Origin of the sequence: Amycolatopsis sp. lyj-108 (assembly GCF_046549005.1) — a bacterium.
In the GTDB taxonomy this organism is placed as follows: domain Bacteria; phylum Actinomycetota; class Actinomycetes; order Mycobacteriales; family Pseudonocardiaceae; genus Amycolatopsis.
Genome location: NZ_JAJPWQ010000014.1, coordinates 299,897 through 317,681 on the forward strand (window position 1 = coordinate 299,897; position 17,785 = coordinate 317,681).

Annotated in this window: 19 protein-coding genes; 10 read left to right on the plus strand and 9 right to left on the minus strand. The window is 68.6% G+C overall.

Annotation, left to right across the window (positions count from 1 at the left end; translation table 11 throughout):
* Positions 1 to 52: 52 nt before the first annotated feature.
* From ACLJO0_RS38540 to ACLJO0_RS38555, 4 genes are read right to left on the minus strand one after another with little or no spacing between them, the layout of a single operon-like run.
* Positions 53 to 1,357 (minus strand): FAD-dependent oxidoreductase, encoded by a 1,305-nt coding sequence (locus ACLJO0_RS38540; RefSeq protein WP_410584465.1) that lies wholly within the window; start codon positions 1,355 to 1,357, stop codon positions 53 to 55.
* 16 nt (positions 1,358 to 1,373) lie between these two features.
* Positions 1,374 to 2,408: an NAD(P)/FAD-dependent oxidoreductase gene (locus ACLJO0_RS38545; RefSeq protein ID WP_410584467.1), complete on the minus strand. Its 1,035-nt coding sequence runs from the start codon at positions 2,406 to 2,408 to the stop codon at positions 1,374 to 1,376.
* The gene (locus ACLJO0_RS38550; RefSeq protein ID WP_410584469.1) at positions 2,408 to 3,934 is read right to left on the minus strand and encodes a class I tRNA ligase family protein; all 1,527 of its coding nucleotides are present in this window, start codon (positions 3,932 to 3,934) and stop codon (positions 2,408 to 2,410) included. Before ACLJO0_RS38550 ends, ACLJO0_RS38545 begins: the two co-directional genes overlap by 1 nt.
* A complete protein-coding gene (locus ACLJO0_RS38555) occupies positions 3,934 to 5,211 on the minus strand; it encodes a SidA/IucD/PvdA family monooxygenase (protein WP_125795172.1) in 1,278 nt (425 codons plus the stop codon). Before ACLJO0_RS38555 ends, ACLJO0_RS38550 begins: the two co-directional genes overlap by 1 nt.
* A 605-nt stretch (positions 5,212 to 5,816) precedes the next feature.
* On the opposite strand from ACLJO0_RS38555, the gene ACLJO0_RS38560 reads away from it, so the two are divergent.
* The 6 genes from ACLJO0_RS38560 to ddaH all read left to right on the plus strand — a co-directional run bounded on the left by ACLJO0_RS38560 (position 5,817) and on the right by ddaH (position 10,141).
* Positions 5,817 to 6,455 carry a LuxR C-terminal-related transcriptional regulator gene (locus ACLJO0_RS38560; protein ID WP_396555045.1) on the plus strand — a complete coding sequence of 213 codons (639 nt, stop codon included), beginning with the start codon at positions 5,817 to 5,819 and terminating at the stop codon, positions 6,453 to 6,455.
* 108 nt (positions 6,456 to 6,563) lie between these two features.
* The gene (locus ACLJO0_RS38565) at positions 6,564 to 6,965 is read left to right on the plus strand and encodes a cupin domain-containing protein (RefSeq protein ID WP_410584472.1); all 402 of its coding nucleotides are present in this window, start codon (positions 6,564 to 6,566) and stop codon (positions 6,963 to 6,965) included.
* Entirely contained in the window at positions 6,958 to 7,281 is a 324-nt protein-coding gene (locus ACLJO0_RS38570; protein ID WP_410584474.1) for a hypothetical protein, read from the plus strand. The genes ACLJO0_RS38565 and ACLJO0_RS38570 overlap by 8 nt, the downstream gene beginning before the upstream one ends.
* On the plus strand, positions 7,281 to 8,660 hold the full coding sequence (locus tag ACLJO0_RS38575) for an FAD-binding oxidoreductase (protein WP_410584476.1): 1,380 nt from the start codon (positions 7,281 to 7,283) through the stop codon (positions 8,658 to 8,660). Before ACLJO0_RS38570 ends, ACLJO0_RS38575 begins: the two co-directional genes overlap by 1 nt.
* Positions 8,657 to 9,319, plus strand: a complete 663-nt coding sequence (locus ACLJO0_RS38580; RefSeq protein ID WP_410584478.1) for a DUF6875 domain-containing protein — start codon at positions 8,657 to 8,659, stop codon at positions 9,317 to 9,319. Before ACLJO0_RS38575 ends, ACLJO0_RS38580 begins: the two co-directional genes overlap by 4 nt.
* A gap of 21 nt (positions 9,320 to 9,340) precedes the next feature.
* Complete coding sequence (gene ddaH, locus ACLJO0_RS38585) at positions 9,341 to 10,141, plus strand: dimethylargininase (RefSeq protein WP_410584480.1); 801 nt, start codon at positions 9,341 to 9,343, stop codon at positions 10,139 to 10,141.
* Between the two features lie 15 nt (positions 10,142 to 10,156).
* On the opposite strand, the gene ACLJO0_RS38590 is transcribed toward ddaH, so the two are convergent.
* The 3 genes from ACLJO0_RS38590 to ACLJO0_RS38600 are packed head-to-tail and all read right to left on the minus strand — an operon-like array spanning position 10,157 to position 12,853.
* Complete coding sequence (locus tag ACLJO0_RS38590; protein WP_410584482.1) at positions 10,157 to 11,032, minus strand: alpha/beta fold hydrolase; 876 nt, start codon at positions 11,030 to 11,032, stop codon at positions 10,157 to 10,159.
* Between the two features lie 10 nt (positions 11,033 to 11,042).
* Entirely contained in the window at positions 11,043 to 11,669 is a 627-nt protein-coding gene (locus ACLJO0_RS38595) for a response regulator (protein ID WP_410584484.1), read from the minus strand.
* Positions 11,666 to 12,853, minus strand: a complete 1,188-nt coding sequence (locus ACLJO0_RS38600; protein WP_410584486.1) for a sensor histidine kinase — start codon at positions 12,851 to 12,853, stop codon at positions 11,666 to 11,668. The genes ACLJO0_RS38595 and ACLJO0_RS38600 overlap by 4 nt, the downstream gene beginning before the upstream one ends.
* A gap of 185 nt (positions 12,854 to 13,038) precedes the next feature.
* Between ACLJO0_RS38600 and ACLJO0_RS38605 the strand changes: the two genes are divergently transcribed.
* From ACLJO0_RS38605 to sigJ, 4 genes are all read left to right on the plus strand, one after another.
* Positions 13,039 to 13,584, plus strand: a complete 546-nt coding sequence (locus tag ACLJO0_RS38605; RefSeq protein ID WP_410584488.1) for a GlcG/HbpS family heme-binding protein — start codon at positions 13,039 to 13,041, stop codon at positions 13,582 to 13,584.
* A gap of 140 nt (positions 13,585 to 13,724) precedes the next feature.
* Entirely contained in the window at positions 13,725 to 14,300 is a 576-nt protein-coding gene (locus ACLJO0_RS38610; RefSeq protein ID WP_410584490.1) for an ankyrin repeat domain-containing protein, read from the plus strand.
* A gap of 425 nt (positions 14,301 to 14,725) precedes the next feature.
* Positions 14,726 to 15,544 (plus strand): hypothetical protein, encoded by an 819-nt coding sequence (locus ACLJO0_RS38615; RefSeq protein WP_410584492.1) that lies wholly within the window; start codon positions 14,726 to 14,728, stop codon positions 15,542 to 15,544.
* 84 nt (positions 15,545 to 15,628) lie between these two features.
* A complete protein-coding gene (gene sigJ / locus ACLJO0_RS38620) occupies positions 15,629 to 16,549 on the plus strand; it encodes an RNA polymerase sigma factor SigJ (RefSeq protein WP_410584494.1) in 921 nt (306 codons plus the stop codon).
* Between the two features lie 3 nt (positions 16,550 to 16,552).
* On the opposite strand, the gene ACLJO0_RS38625 is transcribed toward sigJ, so the two are convergent.
* Both ACLJO0_RS38625 and ACLJO0_RS38630 read right to left on the minus strand, forming a co-directional pair.
* A complete protein-coding gene (locus ACLJO0_RS38625) occupies positions 16,553 to 16,987 on the minus strand; it encodes an ester cyclase (RefSeq protein WP_410584496.1) in 435 nt (144 codons plus the stop codon).
* A 14-nt stretch (positions 16,988 to 17,001) separates the two neighbouring features.
* Positions 17,002 to 17,472 carry a carboxymuconolactone decarboxylase family protein gene (locus ACLJO0_RS38630; RefSeq protein WP_396555055.1) on the minus strand — a complete coding sequence of 157 codons (471 nt, stop codon included), beginning with the start codon at positions 17,470 to 17,472 and terminating at the stop codon, positions 17,002 to 17,004.
* Between the last annotated feature and the right edge of the window lie 313 nt (positions 17,473 to 17,785).

The window sequence follows — 17,785 nt, forward strand, 5'->3', positions numbered from 1 at the left end:
CTTCCTTGCGCCTGACGCAAGGAAGGGGGCCTTCATGTACTTCAGCCCGATGTCAGCGCCGAAGCCCTCGAACCACCGCGGCGGCACCGGCCGCGACGACCGCGGCACCCGAGTACTTCAGGATCCGGTGCTGGCGGGTCGCCCGCTGAAGAGCCTTGGCGTACGGAACGGTGGTGTTGGTGATCATCGCGTGCAGTGGCATCCAGCGGTGCCGGAGAACTTTCTCCAGCACGGTGTCGCAGGCGCGTTCCAGGCGGACCGCCGGCGAGCGCACGGTGTCGCGCAGTTCGGCGAAGTTGCGGTGGGACATGTCCGCCAGCGCGTCGGTGTTCGGCTTTCGGCGGGTGTAGTACCTCGTCAGCGCCGCCGTCGTGTCGCCCGGGTGGCTGGCGAGACTGTCCGTCAGTTCCAGCGCGTCCTCGAAGGCCGAGTTCATGCCCTGGGCCAGGAACGGATAGACGGCGTGGCAAGCGTCCCCGATCAGCACCACCTTCCCCTCGTGGATCCACGGGGCGGTGCTGACGGTGACGAGATTGAAGGTGGGCCGCCGCAGGAACTCCTCGCCGAGGTCGGGGACCAGCGACAGGACGTCGGGGAAATGGCGGCGGAACAAGGACTCCACGTCCTCCGCGGTCCTCAGCGAGTCGAAACCGTGTGGGCCGTGGAACGGCAGGACACAGGAACAGGTGAAGGAACCGTCGCGGTTGGGGTGGGCGAACATCATGATGTCGCCGCGGGGCCACAGATGGAAGACGTCGTCGGCCATGCGGTGGCCGCCGTCCGCGGCCGCCGGGATGTGGAGTTCCCGCCAGCCCCATTCGAGGTAGCGCTGCGAGAACTCGGCGCGCTGTTCGTGGTGCATGGAGCGGCGGACGGCCGAGAACGCGCCGTCCGCGCCCACCACGACATCCGGCTTCACCACGAGCGCCCGCCCGTCGGGGTCCACAAAGGACACCGAGGGGAGGTCACGGTCCATGCCGGTGCACCGCGTGTCGAACACGAACCGCACCCCGGGCACCCGGCAGGCCGCGTCCACCAGGACCGCGCTCAGGTCCTGGCGCTGGATGGCGAGGATGCCACCTTCACCGTAGGACGAGAACCGCAGTCCGCCGTCGGGGTTGTGCAGCATCCGCCCGCGCATCGGCACCACGAGCCGTCTCACCTCGTCCGACAACCCCAGGCGATCCAGCGCCGCCAGGCCACGCCGGGAAAGCCCGAGGTTCATGGACGTCGCGGCGCTGGCGGTCTCGCGGGGATCCGGCCTGCGGTCGTACACCGTGACCGTATGCCCTTGCCTGCCCAGCGAAAGCGCCAGGAACGCGCCCGCCATCCCGGCGCCTACAATCGTGAACTCCACTATGCACTCCCCTTGTTCAAGCCTTGACCTCCATGACAGCGCCGAGGATCTCCTCGGCGACGAGCGGCGCGGTGGCGAATCCGGTGCCACCGCAGGCGGGACGGGACCACACCGACGGACGGATCCGGACGAGCATCGGGCCGCCGCCGACGGGATCGGCCGCGTAGTGGCAGTCCCGCACGGCGACGACGGCGTAGTCCGCGGCGCCGGTGAGGATCGGCTCGGCGAGCAGCCGATCCGCCCACGGTCCGCGATCCCGCTCCGTGGTGGCCGCGACCTCCCGGCACACCGCGTCCGAACTGATCTTGAGCAGGGTGCCCCCGCCGGGTGGCAGGAGCCAGGCCGTGCGGGCCGCACCGATCCGGCCGACGCCGGGGGCCGACGTCCACCAGCCCGCCAGCTCCGGCGGCGGCCGCAGGTAGACCATGGTCTGCCGGTACAGCGTGACCGGCCGCTCGACCAGTTCGGTGTTCCCCGGTCCCGCCGCGACCAGCACGAGATCCGCGTCCACCACGGTCCCATCGGCCGCGGTCACCCGATGCTCGCCGACATCGACGACGGCGCATCGCGGCCGCAAGGTCACCGCGGGATGCGCGGCGAGCCATTCGGCCGCCGCGCGCAGGAATCGTTCCGCCAGCAGCACGCCGGCACCCACGTCGAGCACCCCGGCGGTACCGGCGGGGAACACCACGGGCGCCAAGGCGTCCGGCGACACGGCGACCGCGGGAATCCCGGCGCGGCCCGCCGTGTCGAACACCGGCGCGAGCTCGTCCGGGGTGCCCGCGGTGACCACGCCGACCGGCCGGAAGATCTCCGTCCGCAGCAACGATTCCAGCTCCAGCCAACGACGGCGGGCCTCGGCCATCCGCAGGGTGCCGTCGACGTCGTCCGGACGCAGCACCCGCAGGGCGCGGTGCTGGTCGGACGACGCCGACGCGGGGTTCGGGACGGGACCGCGGTCGAACACGGTGACGCGGTGGCCTGCCCGCGCGCAGCCGATCGCGGTCACCAAACCGGTCACGCCCGCGCCGACGACGGCGACCGAGGCCATCAGACGGCCAGCCGCGGCAACTTCTCGGCGACGATCGTGTCCGCGTCCACCTGCCCTGGCAACGTCGTGTCGGGCAGCGCGGCCGCGGCGAGATCGATCAGGATCGGAGCGGCGCAGCGCAGGAACACGTTCACCTGATGGCAGAGGTCGCCCGCGGTCTCGGCGGTCGTCGCGGCGGCCAGCCGGTCCAGCCGCCCCAGCTGCTCGGCGAGCGTCGACGCGACGGCGGTCAGGCTGAACCGCTCGAGCCCGTAGCCGTCGGCGAACCGCTCGGTCATCCGCTTCGCCGTCCGCCGCGCGTCGCCGGAGACCGGCAGCGGGCCGCGGTCCACCCACTCGTCGACCACCGCCGCGATCCGGTTCCACGGCCCGGTCAACCGGGTCTCGCTGACCCGGAGCAGCGCCTCGTGGGTGAAGTCGGTGCGCTGGTATTCGGGGCTGGTGGCGCAGAGATGGAAGCGGATGAGATCACGCGGCACCTCGGCGGCCAGTTCGCGGCCCGACACCACATGCCCGCGGCTGGTGGAGAACTTCTCGTTGGCCAGCTCGTAGAACTCGTTGGTGACGTACTGCGCCGGCAGCACATGGCCGCCGAGCGCGGTGAGCATCGCCGTGCCCACGACCGCGAACGGGTACGTCGCGTCCAGGCCGAGGAAGTACACCACGGTCGAACCGGAGTCCGCCCGCCACAGCTCGTCGTCCGCGGTCAGCACCGCGCCGCGTTTCTCGGCGGCCAGCGCGGTGGTGAACATGCTCCACGGCATGCCCTCCATATGCGGATAGATCACCTGCCCCGGCACCTCGGGGAAGGGCGCCGGGATACCCCACGACGTGGGCTGGGTGATCGGGAAGTCCGGCAGCGGACCCGCCATCGCGGACTCGATGAGCCGGGCCATGCCGGGCCGCATCGGGATCCGGGCGAAGTACGCCTCCAGTTCCGCGCGGTACCGCTCCACCGGGAAGACGAGGATGTCCGCGTCCCGGTACTCCAACTTCTCATCCGGGTGCAGCGTCGAACGCGGCTCGATCAGGTCGCCCGGGGCGACCGGAAGCCCGCAGCTCTCGCAGACCCCGGCGTACCCGTCGGCGAGGCAGAACGGGCAGCCGCCGCTGACGTAGGCGTCCATCAGGTACTCGCCGGTGCTCGGCAGGAACGGGAAACGCACGGTCCGTAGCTCTAGCCTGCCCATCCCGTGCAGGCGGTCGTAGAAGTCCATGACGAGTTTGGTGAACCTGTCACCGATACAGCCGAACCCGTCGACCTCGATGCCCATCGCGGCCAACGTCTGCCGCACCTGCTCCGCGGAGCGTTCCCGCAGGTCTTCCGGTGCCACGCCGAGCCGTGCGGCAGCAGTGACGATGTAGTTCTGGGTGAAGTGCATGCCGGTGCCGTAGAGGGCTTCCGTGCCGGTCGCGCGGGCGTACCGGGCGCAGACGTCGGCGGCCAGGAACGGACCGGCGAGATGGCCGAGGTGCAGGTCGCCGTTCGCCGTCGGGGCCGGCGAGATCACCACCAGCCGGTTCATCAGGCGGTCCTCGACTCGGCGCCGCGGCGGGCGAGCAGATCGCCGACGATGTCACGGGAACGGTGGGCCAGCACGCTGATCAACGAGTCGGCGATACCGTGCGTCGCCTCGTTGACGCCCTGCAGATACACCGCGCCCCAAGCGGAATCGCCGAGATCGACCCGGTAGCACCGGCTGACCGAGATCTCCGAAAGGCCGACACTGTCGGCAAGGTCGCGCACCATCGCGGGCATCCGCTGGTCGTAGCCGGTGCCGAGGAGCACCAGATCGCACTGCAACGCCTCGACCTTGCCGCTGGTCCGGTCACGCAGATCGAGGACGATCTCGTCGTCTTCGATCCTGGCGCCGACCACCTCGGTCAGGGTGCGCACGTGCGAACGCTGCACGCCGAGACCGCGCTGCTGGTACAGCGTGGTGTACATGTGGTCGAGGAACGGCGGGGCCGCCCCGGCGTAGTTGGTCAGGCGCATCTCGTCCAGCATCTGCTCCCGGATGTCGGCCGGGCTGTCGTAGAAGCGGTCGACGAACGACGGGAAGAACAGCTCGTTGACGAATTTGCTCGTCTGGTAGTTCTGCGGGCCGATCGAACGCACGATCATGGTGCGGGTGCTGTTGGGCAGATTGTCGTGCAGTGCCATGAACATCTCGGCCGCGCTCTGTGCCCCGCCCACCACGACGGCACGCAGCGGGGCGTCCGGCGGCAGCTTCGCGATCCGGCGCCGGTACTGGGCACTGTGGATGATCCGGTCGGCCGGAAGGTCGGCGAAGACGTCCGGCACGTTCGCGTCCCGGCCGCCGCCCACGACGAGGTCGCGGCAGTGGATCGTGTCGCCTCCGGCGAGCGTCGCGGTCCAGCCGGTGATCGATCCGTCGGTGCCGCGCACGGGTTCGATGCGCTGAACCTTGGCGTCGTACCGGATGCGGACCTTGTCCAGCGACTTCGCGACCCACTGCAGGTAGTCGGAGAACTCCCAGCGGAACGGGTGGAAGGTGCCCAGGTTGACGAACTCGTCGAGCCGGTTCTCCTGGTACAGGAAGTTGAGGAACGAGAACTTGCTGCGTGGGTTGCGCAGGGTCACCAGATCCTTGAGGAAGGAGACCTGGCTGCGCGCCCACGGCATCAGCAGATCACGTTGCCATTTGATGTCCGGGCTCTGCTCCAGCAGCAGCGTCTGCTCGGCGAGCTCCGGATTCCCGGACTCCTCGATGGCCACCGCGAGCGCCAGGTTCGCCGGTCCGGCACCGATCGCCAGCAAACCCACCTGTATTTCAGTCACAGATACACCCCGTTCGTCCAGAATAGGTTGCCGACACTAAGGATCGGCATTTCCCCGGCGACAGGGTCGCCTTTCCCGTCGAACCGGGAATCTCGGAGAGGTCATCCGCTTCTGCACAAAAAACCGCCCGGCGATAGGGGGAAATTCCCATTTTTCAGGAGACCACCTGGTCGACCTCTCCGCTACCCCAAGAGGCTCCGCCGTCTGCCCCATAAGGTAGCGTCTCGTTGCCGCATTCGGCCGAATGCCGAAAGCGCGTCACCTTTCCCCTCTTGACCGGCCGGGTCCGCACCGGCGAAAAAATTGATTGCGATCAATTGTCCATAACGGTCGCATGGATCCGTTCGATACCTAGTGCATAGACTCTTCTCGCGGCCGGTGAGCCCCATCCCCGGCACGGTCGAGCAGGCACCTTCATCGCACTTCACCGAACGGAGCCGATCAGGCAGGCTCAGTAGCGGCAGGCATAGGGGAAAATGATGAACAATCACGTCAGTGTCGGTAACACCGCCCGTTTGTGGCCGGCGGAACTCCATGACCAGCGGCGCACCGCGCGCCTGCTGCCCGAACAAAACAGGGGTGAAGAAACTACCGACACCGAATGGGTGACGGTTTTCCTCGCCGACAGTCAACCGGCCGTTCGCTACCGGGTCCGCTCCGCGCTCGAACTCGTCGACGGCATCGTCGTCATCGGTGAAGCGGCCACGGCGAACGCCACGATCGCGGAAACCTTCCGCCACCGGCCGGACGTACTGGTCGTCGACCCTCAGCTCGGCGAGGCCGCGGCCATCGACGTGGTGAGCCGGGTGTCCCGCGTCGCACCGGACACCCGGATCCTGGTGCTGAGCACGGCCGACGACGACACCGCCATCAGATCGGCGATCCAGGCGGGCGCGCGCGGATATCTGATCAAGGGCACCGATCTCGATCAGGTCGTCCGCGGCGTGCAGGTCGTGGCCGCGGGCGAGGCGATCGTCGGCAAGGCGATCGCCTGCCGGTTCAGCGCCCTGATGCGGTCGGCGGGCGGCCCGGAGCCGTACCCCTTTCCCCAGCTGACGACCAGAGAACGGGAAGTGCTCGACCGCGTCGCCGCGGGAAAGTCGAACGGCGCCATCGCCCGCGAACTGGCGCTCGCGCAGAAGACCATCAGCAATCGTGTTTCCGCGGTCTTCGGCAAACTCGGCGTGGCCGACCGGGCACAGGCGATCGTGCTGGCGCGGGACGCGGGTCTCGGCCGCGGCTGATTCACCGGTAATCGGGAATAGTTCCCCTATCTCCGGGAAGACGGCCGAACATAGCCTCGATCAGCACCGAACGCCGGAGAAGGAAAAGCATGCTGATCGGAGTGGGATGTGACTGACCAAGACCTCGCCGTCGTGGACATCCGCAGGCTGGAACACGAGAACCTGACGCGGGCCTACGGCTTGGAGATGAAGCTGCTTTATCCATGGAACGGTTTGACAGCACCGTTTCGAGGGGCTTGGTGTGTCCTTCGCCCCGGTGACGTATCGGTGTCCCACGCTCACCACGAGCACGAGATCTTCATCGGAATGGGCGGAAAGGCCGCGGTGATCGCCGGCGAAAAGCGGCACGAGTTCGTGGCAGGCGACCTCGTATTCCTGAAACCGGGGATCGAACACAACCTCGTCAACGATCACGACGAGGACTTCTCCTACTACGCGATCTGGTGGGACCGGGCGATGTCGGACGAGTTCGTCTCCCACGAGATCTCCCGGGCCGAGTCCCATGATTGATTACGACGGGCGGAAATTCCGCAAAGCGGGCGGCGACGCCCAAGCGATCGCCGTGTACCGGCAAGAAGGCGACGTCGTCTGGTCCGAGTTCGCCGGGGGCGAGGTGCGGCGAGGGTCGATCACCGGCGCCCAGCGGGAGAACGGGGCCCTGCACCTGGGATACACCCTGGTGCTCGCCACCGGTGAGGTGATCTGCGGACACACGGTGAACACGCCGGAGGTGACCGAAGACGGCCACCTCCGCCTGCGTGAGGTGTGGGAGCGCTACGGCCCGCACGCCGCCACCGGCGTTTCCTACCTCGACGAGGTGAGCTAGTGTCCCGCAGCCCATCCGACGCGGACTGGCGACGCCTCGACCACGCCGTGGCAGGCCGCGTGCGGCGGCCCGGCGAGGCCGGATTCCGCGACGCCAGCGTGCCGTTCAACAAACGGTTCGCGGAAATCACCCCACGCGGTGTCGTCTCCGTGACGAACACCGCGGACGTACGAACCGCCATCGAGTGGGCGCGCGACGCCGGCGTCGACGTCGTCGCCCGTTGTGGCGGGCACAGTTACGCGGGCCATTCGGTCAACACCGGCCTGGTCATCGACCTCGGCCCGATGAACACCGTGTCCGCCGACGGGTCGACAGGGCTCGTGACGGTCGCGGGCGGCGCGCGGATGGCGGACGTCTACGCCGCCATCCAACCGCACGAAATGGCCTTCGCGCTGGGCAACGGAGCCTCGGTCGGTATCGCCGGCCTCACCCTCGGCGGCGGCTGCGGGGCCACCTCCCGCGCGCTCGGGCTGACCGCGGACGCGCTCGTGGCGACCACACTGGTGACCGCGGACGGGCGGGTTCTGCGGTGCGACGCGGACAACAACGCCGACCTGTTCTGGGCCTGCCGCGGTGGCGGTGGCGGGAACTTCGGGATCAACGTGTCCTTCACCTTCCAGGCGAGGCCGGTGTCGGACTGCGCCAGCTACCTGCTGCTGTGGGACCGCGCCGACGCGCCGAAGGTCTTTTCGGTGCTGCAGGAGGTCGCGCGGCGGGCGCCGGACGAATTCGCGGTCCGGATCGGCGTCAGCAAGTCGGGCGAGTCGGACGCCGTCGTGTCCGCCATCGGGCAGCATCTCGGCACGGCCGAGGAGTTGCGGGAGATCCTCGACCCCGTGCTGTCCGTCGCCCGGCCGATCCGCATGGATCTCGCGGACCGGACCTTCTGGGAGGCCAAGGACGATCTGCTGCACGAGACCGCGGAGGGCGCGTTCTCGGTGCGGACCAACATCGTCACCGAGCCACTGCCCGACGAGGCGATCGCCACGATGCTGTCGTTCGTCGACCGTCTGCCCCCGAGCGGCAATCCCGACGGTGGTGGCGCGGCCCTGTTCTCCTGGGGTGGCGCGATCAACCGGGTGGGCGCGACGGAGACCGCGTTCGCCCACCGGAACGCGCTCTTCCTGTTGTCCATGGACACTTCGTGGGCCGAGAACGACGAGCCCGCCGTGGTCGACGCCAACCTCCGCTGGCTGGCGGAACTGGCCGACGCGTTGTCGCCGTATGTGTCCGACGGCGCCTTCCAGAACTTCATCGACCCGGATCTCGAAGACTGGCGCACCGCCTATTACGGCGTCAACTACCCACGATTGAAGGCGATCAAGGATCGGGTCGACCCCGACGGCGTCTTCACCTTCTCGCAAAGCATCGGATCATGATCGGCGACGACAGGGTCCTCATCTGGACGGCGGCCGAAGTCGAAAACGGCGCCATGCCGGCGGAGCATCGGCCCTACGCCCAGGAGATCCTGGCCTGGGCGGGCCGCTACCTGGTGTCGCCGCATCCGGAACTGGGCCGGAACGGGCCGGTGTGCCCGTACACGCAACCGTCGATCCACAAAGGACTCTTCCATCTGGCGGCGCTGACCGTCACGAACGGCGAGACCGACGTCCGCGACGCGATCGAGAGCCTGCGTTCTTGGTACGAAAGGCTTTCCGCCAGGACCTCGCCCGCGGACCGGGAACTGCTGACGATCCTCCTCGTGTTGCCGCAACTGGACTATCAGGACGCGACGGGGCTGGACGATCTGCAGCGTGAGGCGAAGGACAAGTTCGTCAACGACGGCCTGATGATCGGGCAGTTCCATCCGGTCTGCGAACAGCCCGGCCTGTGGAACGAGAAGTTCAAGGCGCTGCGCGCGCCGGTGCCGTTGCTGGCCATCCGCAAACTGGTCGTCTTCGACCTGCCGTTCCTGATGGACGACGCGGTGCACGCCGAGAGCTACCTCCGGCGGTTCGCCCCGGACATCCCGCCCCGCATCCGCGACCAGCTGGTCAGCAGGCTGGTGGGCACCAAGAAATCCTTGCAGACAGCCTGATCACCTCCGGGGAGAACACTCATGCGGCACTACCTCATGGTCCGGCCGGCGTACTTCGACGTCGAGTACTCGATCAACCCGTGGATGGATCCCGGCAAACCCACCGACACCCGGCTCGCGATCACCCAGTGGGAATGGCTGCGTGACCTTTACGTCGAACTGGGCCACCGGGTGGACCTGCTCGATCCGGTGCCGGGTCTGCCGGACATGGTGTACGCGGCCAACGGTGCCACCGTGGTGAACGGCAAGGTGCTGGTCGCGCACTTCCACCACCGGCACCGTCGCCGGGAATCCGCGGCGTACCTGAACTGGTTCACCGAGCACGGTTACCGCGACGTGCGGCAGGCCCGGTGGCACAACGAGGGCGAAGGCGACTTCCTTGTCGCGGGCTCCCGGATCCTCGCGGGTTCGGGTTTCCGCACCGACCGCCGCGCACACGACGAGGCTGCCGAGTTCTTCGGGGTGCCGGTGGTGGGACTGACCTTGACCGACCCGCGTTACTACCATCTGGACACCGCCCTGACCGTCCTGGACGACAGCCTGATCATGTACTTCCCGCAGGCCTTCACCGAAGAAAGCAGGCAGCGGCTCGAGGAGCTGTATCCGGACGCCATCACCGCTTCGGCCGCCGACGCCGCGGCGTTCGGCCTGAACGCGGTCTCCGACGGGCGGCACGTCATCCTGCCGCAGGCCGCGACGGGACTGATCGCACAGCTGCGCGAGCGCGGCTTCGAACCGATCGGCGCCGATCTTTCGGAACTGCTCAAGGGCGGCGGGAGCGTCAAATGCTGCACGCTGGAACTCCGCCCCGCCTCCCCATGAGGAACGCCGGCCGGATCAGGCCCGGTCCGCGTGCCTGGCGAACCAGGTTTCCAGCAACTCGGTGACACGCTCGGGTTCTTCGTGGTGCGGCCAGTGCCTCGCGTCGAGCCAGTGCACTTCGGATTCCTCGCACAGGGCGGCACTGGGTTCGACGAGACGCGTGCTGAACGCGCCGTCCCGTCGTCCCCAGATGATCTGGGTCGGCACGTGGACCGGCCGGTCGAGTTCGGCGCGCGCGGCGCGATCGAACGGCGAAATCGTCCGGAACAGCGCGCGGTACCAGAACAAGGGCCGTTGGATCGCCCCCGACCGGCGCCAGGCGGCGCGGTGCCGGTCGAGGTCGGCGTCGCTCAGCCGGGCGCCGTGTTTCAGCATCGCCGCGAGAACCGCGCCGTCACGGGCGCCGAGGACCGTCTCGGCGAGGCCGGGGATCTGGAACGCCACCATGTACCAGCTCCGCAGCAGCTGAGCGGGTTTGCGGATCAGTGCCTCGGCGAAGACATGCGGATGTGGGCAGTTGACGATGGTCAGCGACCGGACCAGGTCGGGCCGCTCGATCGCCACCATCCAGGCCACCGCCCCGCCCCAGTCGTGCCCGACCAGGTGCACCGGCTCCGTCTCCTGCCGTTCGATGAGCAGCACGATGTCCTTGACCAGCTCGGGCATCCGGTAGTCGGCGACCAGGCCGGGTTTGGACGACAGGCCGTAGCCTCGCTGATCGGGCGCGAGTACCCGGTAACCCAGCTCGGCGAGCGCGGTCATCTGCGGCTCGAACGTGAACCAGAGGTCGGGCCAGCCATGGAGGAACAGCGCCGCCTGACCGGTTTCGGGACCGCCGGCCTGGAGGTGGAGCGTGACGTCGTCGACGTCCACGAACTGCGGCTGGAACATGGGTGCTCCTTCAGTTGCGGATGATCCTCCGTTCCGTGGCGACGGCCACCGCACCGGCACGGCTGTCGACGCCGAGTTTGTCGTAGATGTGGACCAGATGTGTCTTCACGGTTGCTTCGGAGATGAACAGGCGCGCGGCGATCTGCCGGTTGATCAGCCCTTCCGCCACCAACTGCACGATCTCTGTCTCACGCGGGCTCAGCGCGGGTGCCGGGGCCCGCATGTGCCCGAAGAGCCGGGCAGCCACCTGGGGTGCCATGGCGGTTTCGCCGCGCGAGGCGGCGTGGATGCCGCGGAAGAGGTCCTCGGGCGGCCCCGCTTTGAGCAGGTAGCCGGTGGCGCCGGCGGCCACGGCCCTGGTGATGTCCAGTTCGGCGTCGTAGGTCGTGAGCACCAGCACCTTCGGGGGATCCGGCAGGGCCGTCAGGCGCTCGGTGGCGTTCACCCCGTCCGGGCCGTCGCCGAGTTGCAGGTCCATCAGCACGACGTCCGGTTTCTCGGCGGTGGCGAACTGCACTGCCTCGTCGGCGCCCGCGCATTCGCCGATCACGTCGAAACCGGGCTCCCCGGCGAGCAGGGCCGCGATCCCGGCCCGCACCACCGGATGGTCGTCGACGATCAGCACCCGGATCGTCATGGGACCTCCCCGGCAGGCATGGCGGACACGGTGGGCACGGCGACGGCGAGCGCGGTGCCCTCGCCCGGTTCGCTCTCGATGACCATCTCACCACCGAGTTCGGCGAGCCGCTCGCTGATCATCCGCAGCCCGTTCCCCCGGTCCCCGCTCGCGCGTGCGGCAGCCGGATCGAAGCCGACACCGTCGTCTCGGATGTCGAGGACGACCTTGTCGGCCAGGTAGGTCAGCGTGACGGCGGCTTCTCTCGCGCCCGCGTGTTCGGTCACGTTCGCGAGTGCTCCCTGCGCGATCCTGAGCAGACCGGCCTCCACCTGTGGTGCCAGCGGATAAGGGTCTCCGCTGATCTCGAAGCGCACCGCGTGCATGGCGGCGAACCCGATCTGCTCGGCGAGGTCCTTCAAGGTCTCGCCGAGATCGGTGGCGTCGAGCCGCGGCGACCCCAGGCCTTTGACGAACCGGCGTGCCTCGTCGAGGGTGTCGCCCGCCGCGTCGACGGCGCGGGACACGTAGCCCTTCGCCAGTTCCGGATCCGTGTCCCACGACCGCTGCGCCGCCTGGAGCAGCATCCGCATACTGGAGAGACTCTGCGCGAGGGCGTCGTGGATCTCTCGTGCGAGCCGCTCCCGTTCGTGCATCATCCCGGCCAGGCGCTGGCTCTGCGCCAGATCTACCCTGGCGCCCAAGAGTTGTTTGACGGCCTCCCCCAGCCGGAACCGGTCGCGGTGGAGTTGCAGGAAGGTCATCGTGGCCATCAGCGCGACCGCGATGGGCGCGAGCACGATGCTCGGGTCGAATTCGGTCGCGATCCTCAACTGGGCGAGGATGGTCGCGACGGTCAGCAGGACGACCACCACGACCACGATCCGCGGGCGCAGCACCTGCAGGCAGACGAAGAACAACGGCACCGCGCACCAGGCGAAACTCGGCGCCACCACCACCAGCGCGAGCCAGATCGCGATCACCGTGGCCAGCCACACCGGACGCCACCGCTCGAGCACGGCCCAGCTCAGCACCCCGGCCGCGTAGACCAGTGCGAGCGCGCCGGTCAGCGCGAGGATCAGCGGGGTGGCGCCGCTCAACCCGTGCGCCGCGACGAACCTGGCCACCGACGCGGCCAGCAGCAGGAAGAACCCGGCGTGCATGGCGGCGTTCAGCCGCGTGGCCGCCCCGAAATGCGCTTTCAACTCGGTCCTCCCTTCGTCGCCGATGATCGTATGCGGGAAGGCGGGGTGTCCCGCATCAATCGTTCGGTTGATGCGGCTACCCATCACACGACGTCCGATCGACATCCACTCTCCCGATTCGCCCGGCCCGCCCGGCCGGGAAAGTCGAAGGGGAACGAACACCCCCTCACGGCAAAGGAAATCCGATGAACGCCAAGCTCCCCCGCACTCGCCTCGTCCTGGGTATGACGGCCGGTCTCGCGACCGTCGCGCTCGCCACCGGCCTGGGTGCGGCGCAGGCACAGGACCGCAAGCCGCAGCCGCCCGCGGCGCAGGCCGTCGTGCAGACCGGCGTACTCGGCATCGACGCCGCCACCCGTGCCGCGCAGGCCGCGCTGGACGCCGCCGAGAAGGAGGGCCAGCGGGTCACGGTCGCCGTCCTGGACCGCTCGGGTGACGTCCGCGTCCTGCTCAAGGGCGATGGCGCCGGACCGCAGACGGAGGAGTCCGCCAAGCGCAAGGCCTTCACCGCGGTCTCCTTCGGACAGCCGACCTCGGCGCTGGCCAAGAACGCACAGGGCGACGGTCCGACCATCCGCGACATCCCCGGCACGCTGTTCCTCGGCGGCGGTGTGCCGGTCGCGGCGAACGGCGCGCCGATCGCCGGGATCGGGGTCGGCGGCGCACCCAGCGGCGACCTCGACGAGCGGTTCGCCACGGCCGGCCTGCGCGCCATCGGGGAGCTTCGCTGAGGGGCGTGGGGCTGCTGCTCGCGGCCCTCGTGCTCGGTGCCTGCTCCCCCCAGGCACCGAGCACTCCACCCCCGCCCGCCTCATCGCAGCCCGCCTCATCCACGCCTTCTCCAGCCCAGCCGCCGCGCCAAGGAGTCCCCGTGAGCCAGCTCTTCGAAGCCGACGTGAACCTCGTCAGGCAGGCGGTCGACGCGGACGCCGACCTGGAGACACGGGACGATCGCGGCCGGACCCCGTTACTCGTCGCCGTCACCGAGAACCGGGTCGAGGTCGCCGAAGTCCTCGTCAAAGCGGGCGCCGACCCGAACGCGCTCGACGAGCGGCACGACACACCTTGGCTGGTCACCGGCGTCACCGGAAGCGTCCCGATGGCGAAGGTGCTGCTCGAGGCCAAGCCGGATCTGACCATCACCAACCGGTTCGGTGGCGTCTCGCTGATCCCCGCCTCCGAACGCGGGCACGCCGAGTACGTGCGCTTGGTCGCGGGCAGCGGGATCGACGTCGACCACGTGAACGACCTCGGCTGGACCGCCTTGCTGGAAGCGGTCGTCCTCGGCGACGGCGGCCCGCGCCACCAGGAAGTGGTCCGAGCACTCGTCGCCGCGGGAGCGGACGTGAACCTCGCCGACAAGCAGGGCGTCACTCCCCTCGCCCACGCCAGGACCAAGGGCCAGACGACCGTCGCCCAGCTCCTCCGAGAGGCGGGAGCCCACTGACCGTGGTCCGGTGTTCCCAATGTCGCATTAGAGGCGCTGAGCGTCTCTAATGCGACATTGGGAACCTGGCCGGCTCCCGGATCGCCACGCACGTCTGGAGCTACCAGCTCCAACGGCTGCGTCGCGAAAGCCACTTTCGCGACACCAGGCGTCCCGAAAGTGGCTTTCGCGACACGGAGCCGGGCCCAAGCACCCGCCCACGCCAGGCCCCTCAATGTGTGGATTTCAGGACACCTGACGTCCCGAAATCCACCCGGTCCAGCCCTCGGGCCGATCCAGTCCTGTCGTGAGGGGGTGTGTGGAAATAGGGACACTCAACGTCCCCATTTCCACACACCCCTCACCCAGCGTCACCACGCCAAGGCCCGAATCATTTTCTGTTATGCCAATTGACACAAGTGATCGCGGCTGGCTACGGTTCAGCCGTGGAGCAGGCACGAGGACGGGGCAGGCCGCGCAAGGATCCTGCGACGCTGGCCCGATGGACGCCTCCCGAGGGATGGTCGCGGCTGGTGGCCTGGATCTCCCCGGAAGAGAAGAAGGCGCTGAAGCATGTGGCGGTCGAAGCCGACGTTCCCGTGGCGGAGCTGATACGGGCGCTCGCCGGCGGCCTGGCCGTCGGCGCCATCACTCCGGAGGAACTCATCGGGCAAGTCGTGAAAGGGAAGACCGTCATGGAGAAGATCCCCACGCTTTTCGAGCGCGATGAGCGCTTCCACGTCGTCGACAGACCGCGCGCCGAGTGCGCGTGGGTCTTCGAAGGCGCCGGGGTCGGCACCGAGAAGCTCGACGGCACCAACGTCCGGCTGACCGTGCGCGCGGGTCAGGTGGTCCGGGTCGAGAAGCGCCGCAATCCGAGCAAGGCACAGAAACAGCAGGGCATCGTTGACGGCTGGTACGTCGACACCGACAGCGAATCCGCCGACGACAAGTGGATCCTCGCAGCGGCCGGGAACACCGACGTCTCCGCTTGGCCGGACGGGGAACATCCGAGCGAGGCGCTCGGTCCCCGCATCCAAGGCAACCCCCTGGGGCTGGAAGAACACCGGTGCGTCCCCTTCGACTTCCAGGCACCCGCCCTGCCCGAGGTACCGCGCAGCTACCACGAACTCCGGGACTTCCTCGCCACGCTGGACAGCCGGTTCTCTCCGGGGCACACGGCCGAAGGCGTCGTCTTCCACCATCCGGACGGGCGCCGGGCCAAGATCAAGCGCAAGGACTTCCCCCGCACGGCGACCGCGTAGCTCCGGAGAACGCCGCCACCTCACATCCGGCGGCGGTGTCTCGTCGTACCCGGGACAGCGCACGCGAACAGGGGGGCGAATCCCATGAACCAGCCATCCGAACAAGAACAAGATCCAGGCCTGAAGGCGATCGTGAGTGAGCGGCGTCAGCTGATCGGGCTCGCGTATCGCCTGGTCGGTTCCCTGTCCGAGGCCGAGGACGTGGTGCAGGAGACCTACACCCGCTGGTACGCCTTGTCCCCCGCCCGGCGGGACGCGATCGAGTCCCCCGGTGCCTGGCTGACGACGGTCGCCAGCCGCATCTGCCTGGATCTCCTCGGTTCGGCACGCGCGCGACGGGAACGCTACGTTGGCGAATGGCTTCCCGAACCGTTGCCGGGACGGGTCGAATGGACGACCGGACGACCGCCTGCCACCGACCCCGCCGACCGGATCACCCTCGACGAGTCGATCAACATGGCGTTCCTCGTCGTACTCGAATCGCTGACCCCGGCCGAGCGGGTCGCGTTCGTGCTGCACGACGTGTTCCGCTATGCCTTCGCCGAGGTCGCGGAGATCGTCGGCCGCACCCCGGCCGCGTGCCGTCAGCTCGCCTCCTCGGCGCGCCGCCGCATCCGGGCGTCCCGGGTTTCCGCGGCCCCGATCGCCCGGCAGGCCGATCTCATCAAGGATTTCAAGAAGGCTTGGGAGGCCAAGGACATCGAAGCGCTCATCGGTCTCCTCGATCCCGACGTCAAGGCGGTCGGCGACGGCGGAGGGCTCGTCAGCGCCGCGCTCCACCCCTTCGAGGGCCGCGAGGAGGTCGCGTCCTATCTCATGTCGGTGGCGGAGAAGACGTCCGGCCTCGAACTTCTGGAGCAGACCGTCAACGGCCGGCCCGGCCTGGTGCTCCGGCAGGCCGAGCTGACCGTCGCCGTATTCGCGTTTCACGTCGCCGAAGACCGGATCCGGCACATCTGGGGAGTACGGAATCCCGAGAAACTCCGGCCTTGGACAGACGCGTGACCGCTACGCCGGGAGGGCGCCGAGTTGCCGCAGCTGGGTGAGCACGTCGACGACACCCCAGATCTCGGTGATCCGCCCCCCGGCGAACCGGAAAATGAAGATCTCGCCGTAGGAGACCTGCTTTCCGGTGGCGGGCAGGCCCCGGAACTCACCTTGGTGGGTGCCGGTGACGGTGTTCCGGCAGACGATCTTGTCTCCGTCGGCGAGCACGTCTTCGGCCGTGACCCGCAGGTCGGGGAAGGCGCGAAGCAGCACCGTCCACACCTGTTTCAGCGCCTCCGCCCCTGTCGTGTCCATCGGCACCGGCGCGTGGAACACCACGTCCGGAGCGACGACGTCGTCGATCGTCTTCTCGATGAGCTGGACGCTGCCGGTGTTGGTCGCGTCGTGGAAGCGGGCGAACGCCGCGCGATTGCGCGCTGTTTCGGTGATGGTCATGGTCTCTCCCCCAGTCAGGCGAACTGGCCGACCCGGTAGTCGCCGGCGGGGTTCTGGACGATGGCGTTCAACCGGTTGAAGGCGTTGATCAACGAGATCACGCCCACCAGCGCGGCGAGCTGGTCCTCGTCGAAATGCTTGGCGACGTTCGCCCACGCCTCATCGGTGACGACGCCGCCGTCGGCCATCCGGCAGGCCTGCTCGGCCAGCTCCAGCGCGGCCCGTTCGGGCTCGGTGAAGACGGTCGCCTCCCGCCACGCCGCGACCAGATTGATCCGCACGTCCGTCTCGCCCGCGGCGGCGGCTTCCTTGGTGTGGATGTCCAGGCACACCGCGCATCCGTTGATCTGGCTCGCGCGCATCCGTACCAGCTCTTGGATCGTGAGCGGCAGCGGCGAGTCGACCAGTGCCCTGTTCGCCGAAACGAGGGCCTTGAGGAACTTGCCACCGACCGGGTTGCCGAAATAGTCGAGCCTGGCGTTCATCGCGATCTCCTTTGTCGTAAGGGGTGTTCTGCCCATCCGACGAAGCAGCCCAGCGAGATGTGAGGCCGTCACACGCTTTTCCGGCTAGGTCTGCCGAAACGCCGTGTGGAGGGCGGATCTGGGAATGGTCTCGCCCTCCACGCGGTGGTACAGCCGGTCATCGCAGCACCGCCGGGTCACCTCCGGCGGCGTCACTCGGCGCGCTCCGGGGGAAGCGCAGGGTGGCCATGGCCAGGAAGCCACCCGCGACCGCGATGCCCGCGGCCCCGAGGAACGCCGCCGAGTAGCCGCCGGTCAACGCGACCGGGTCACC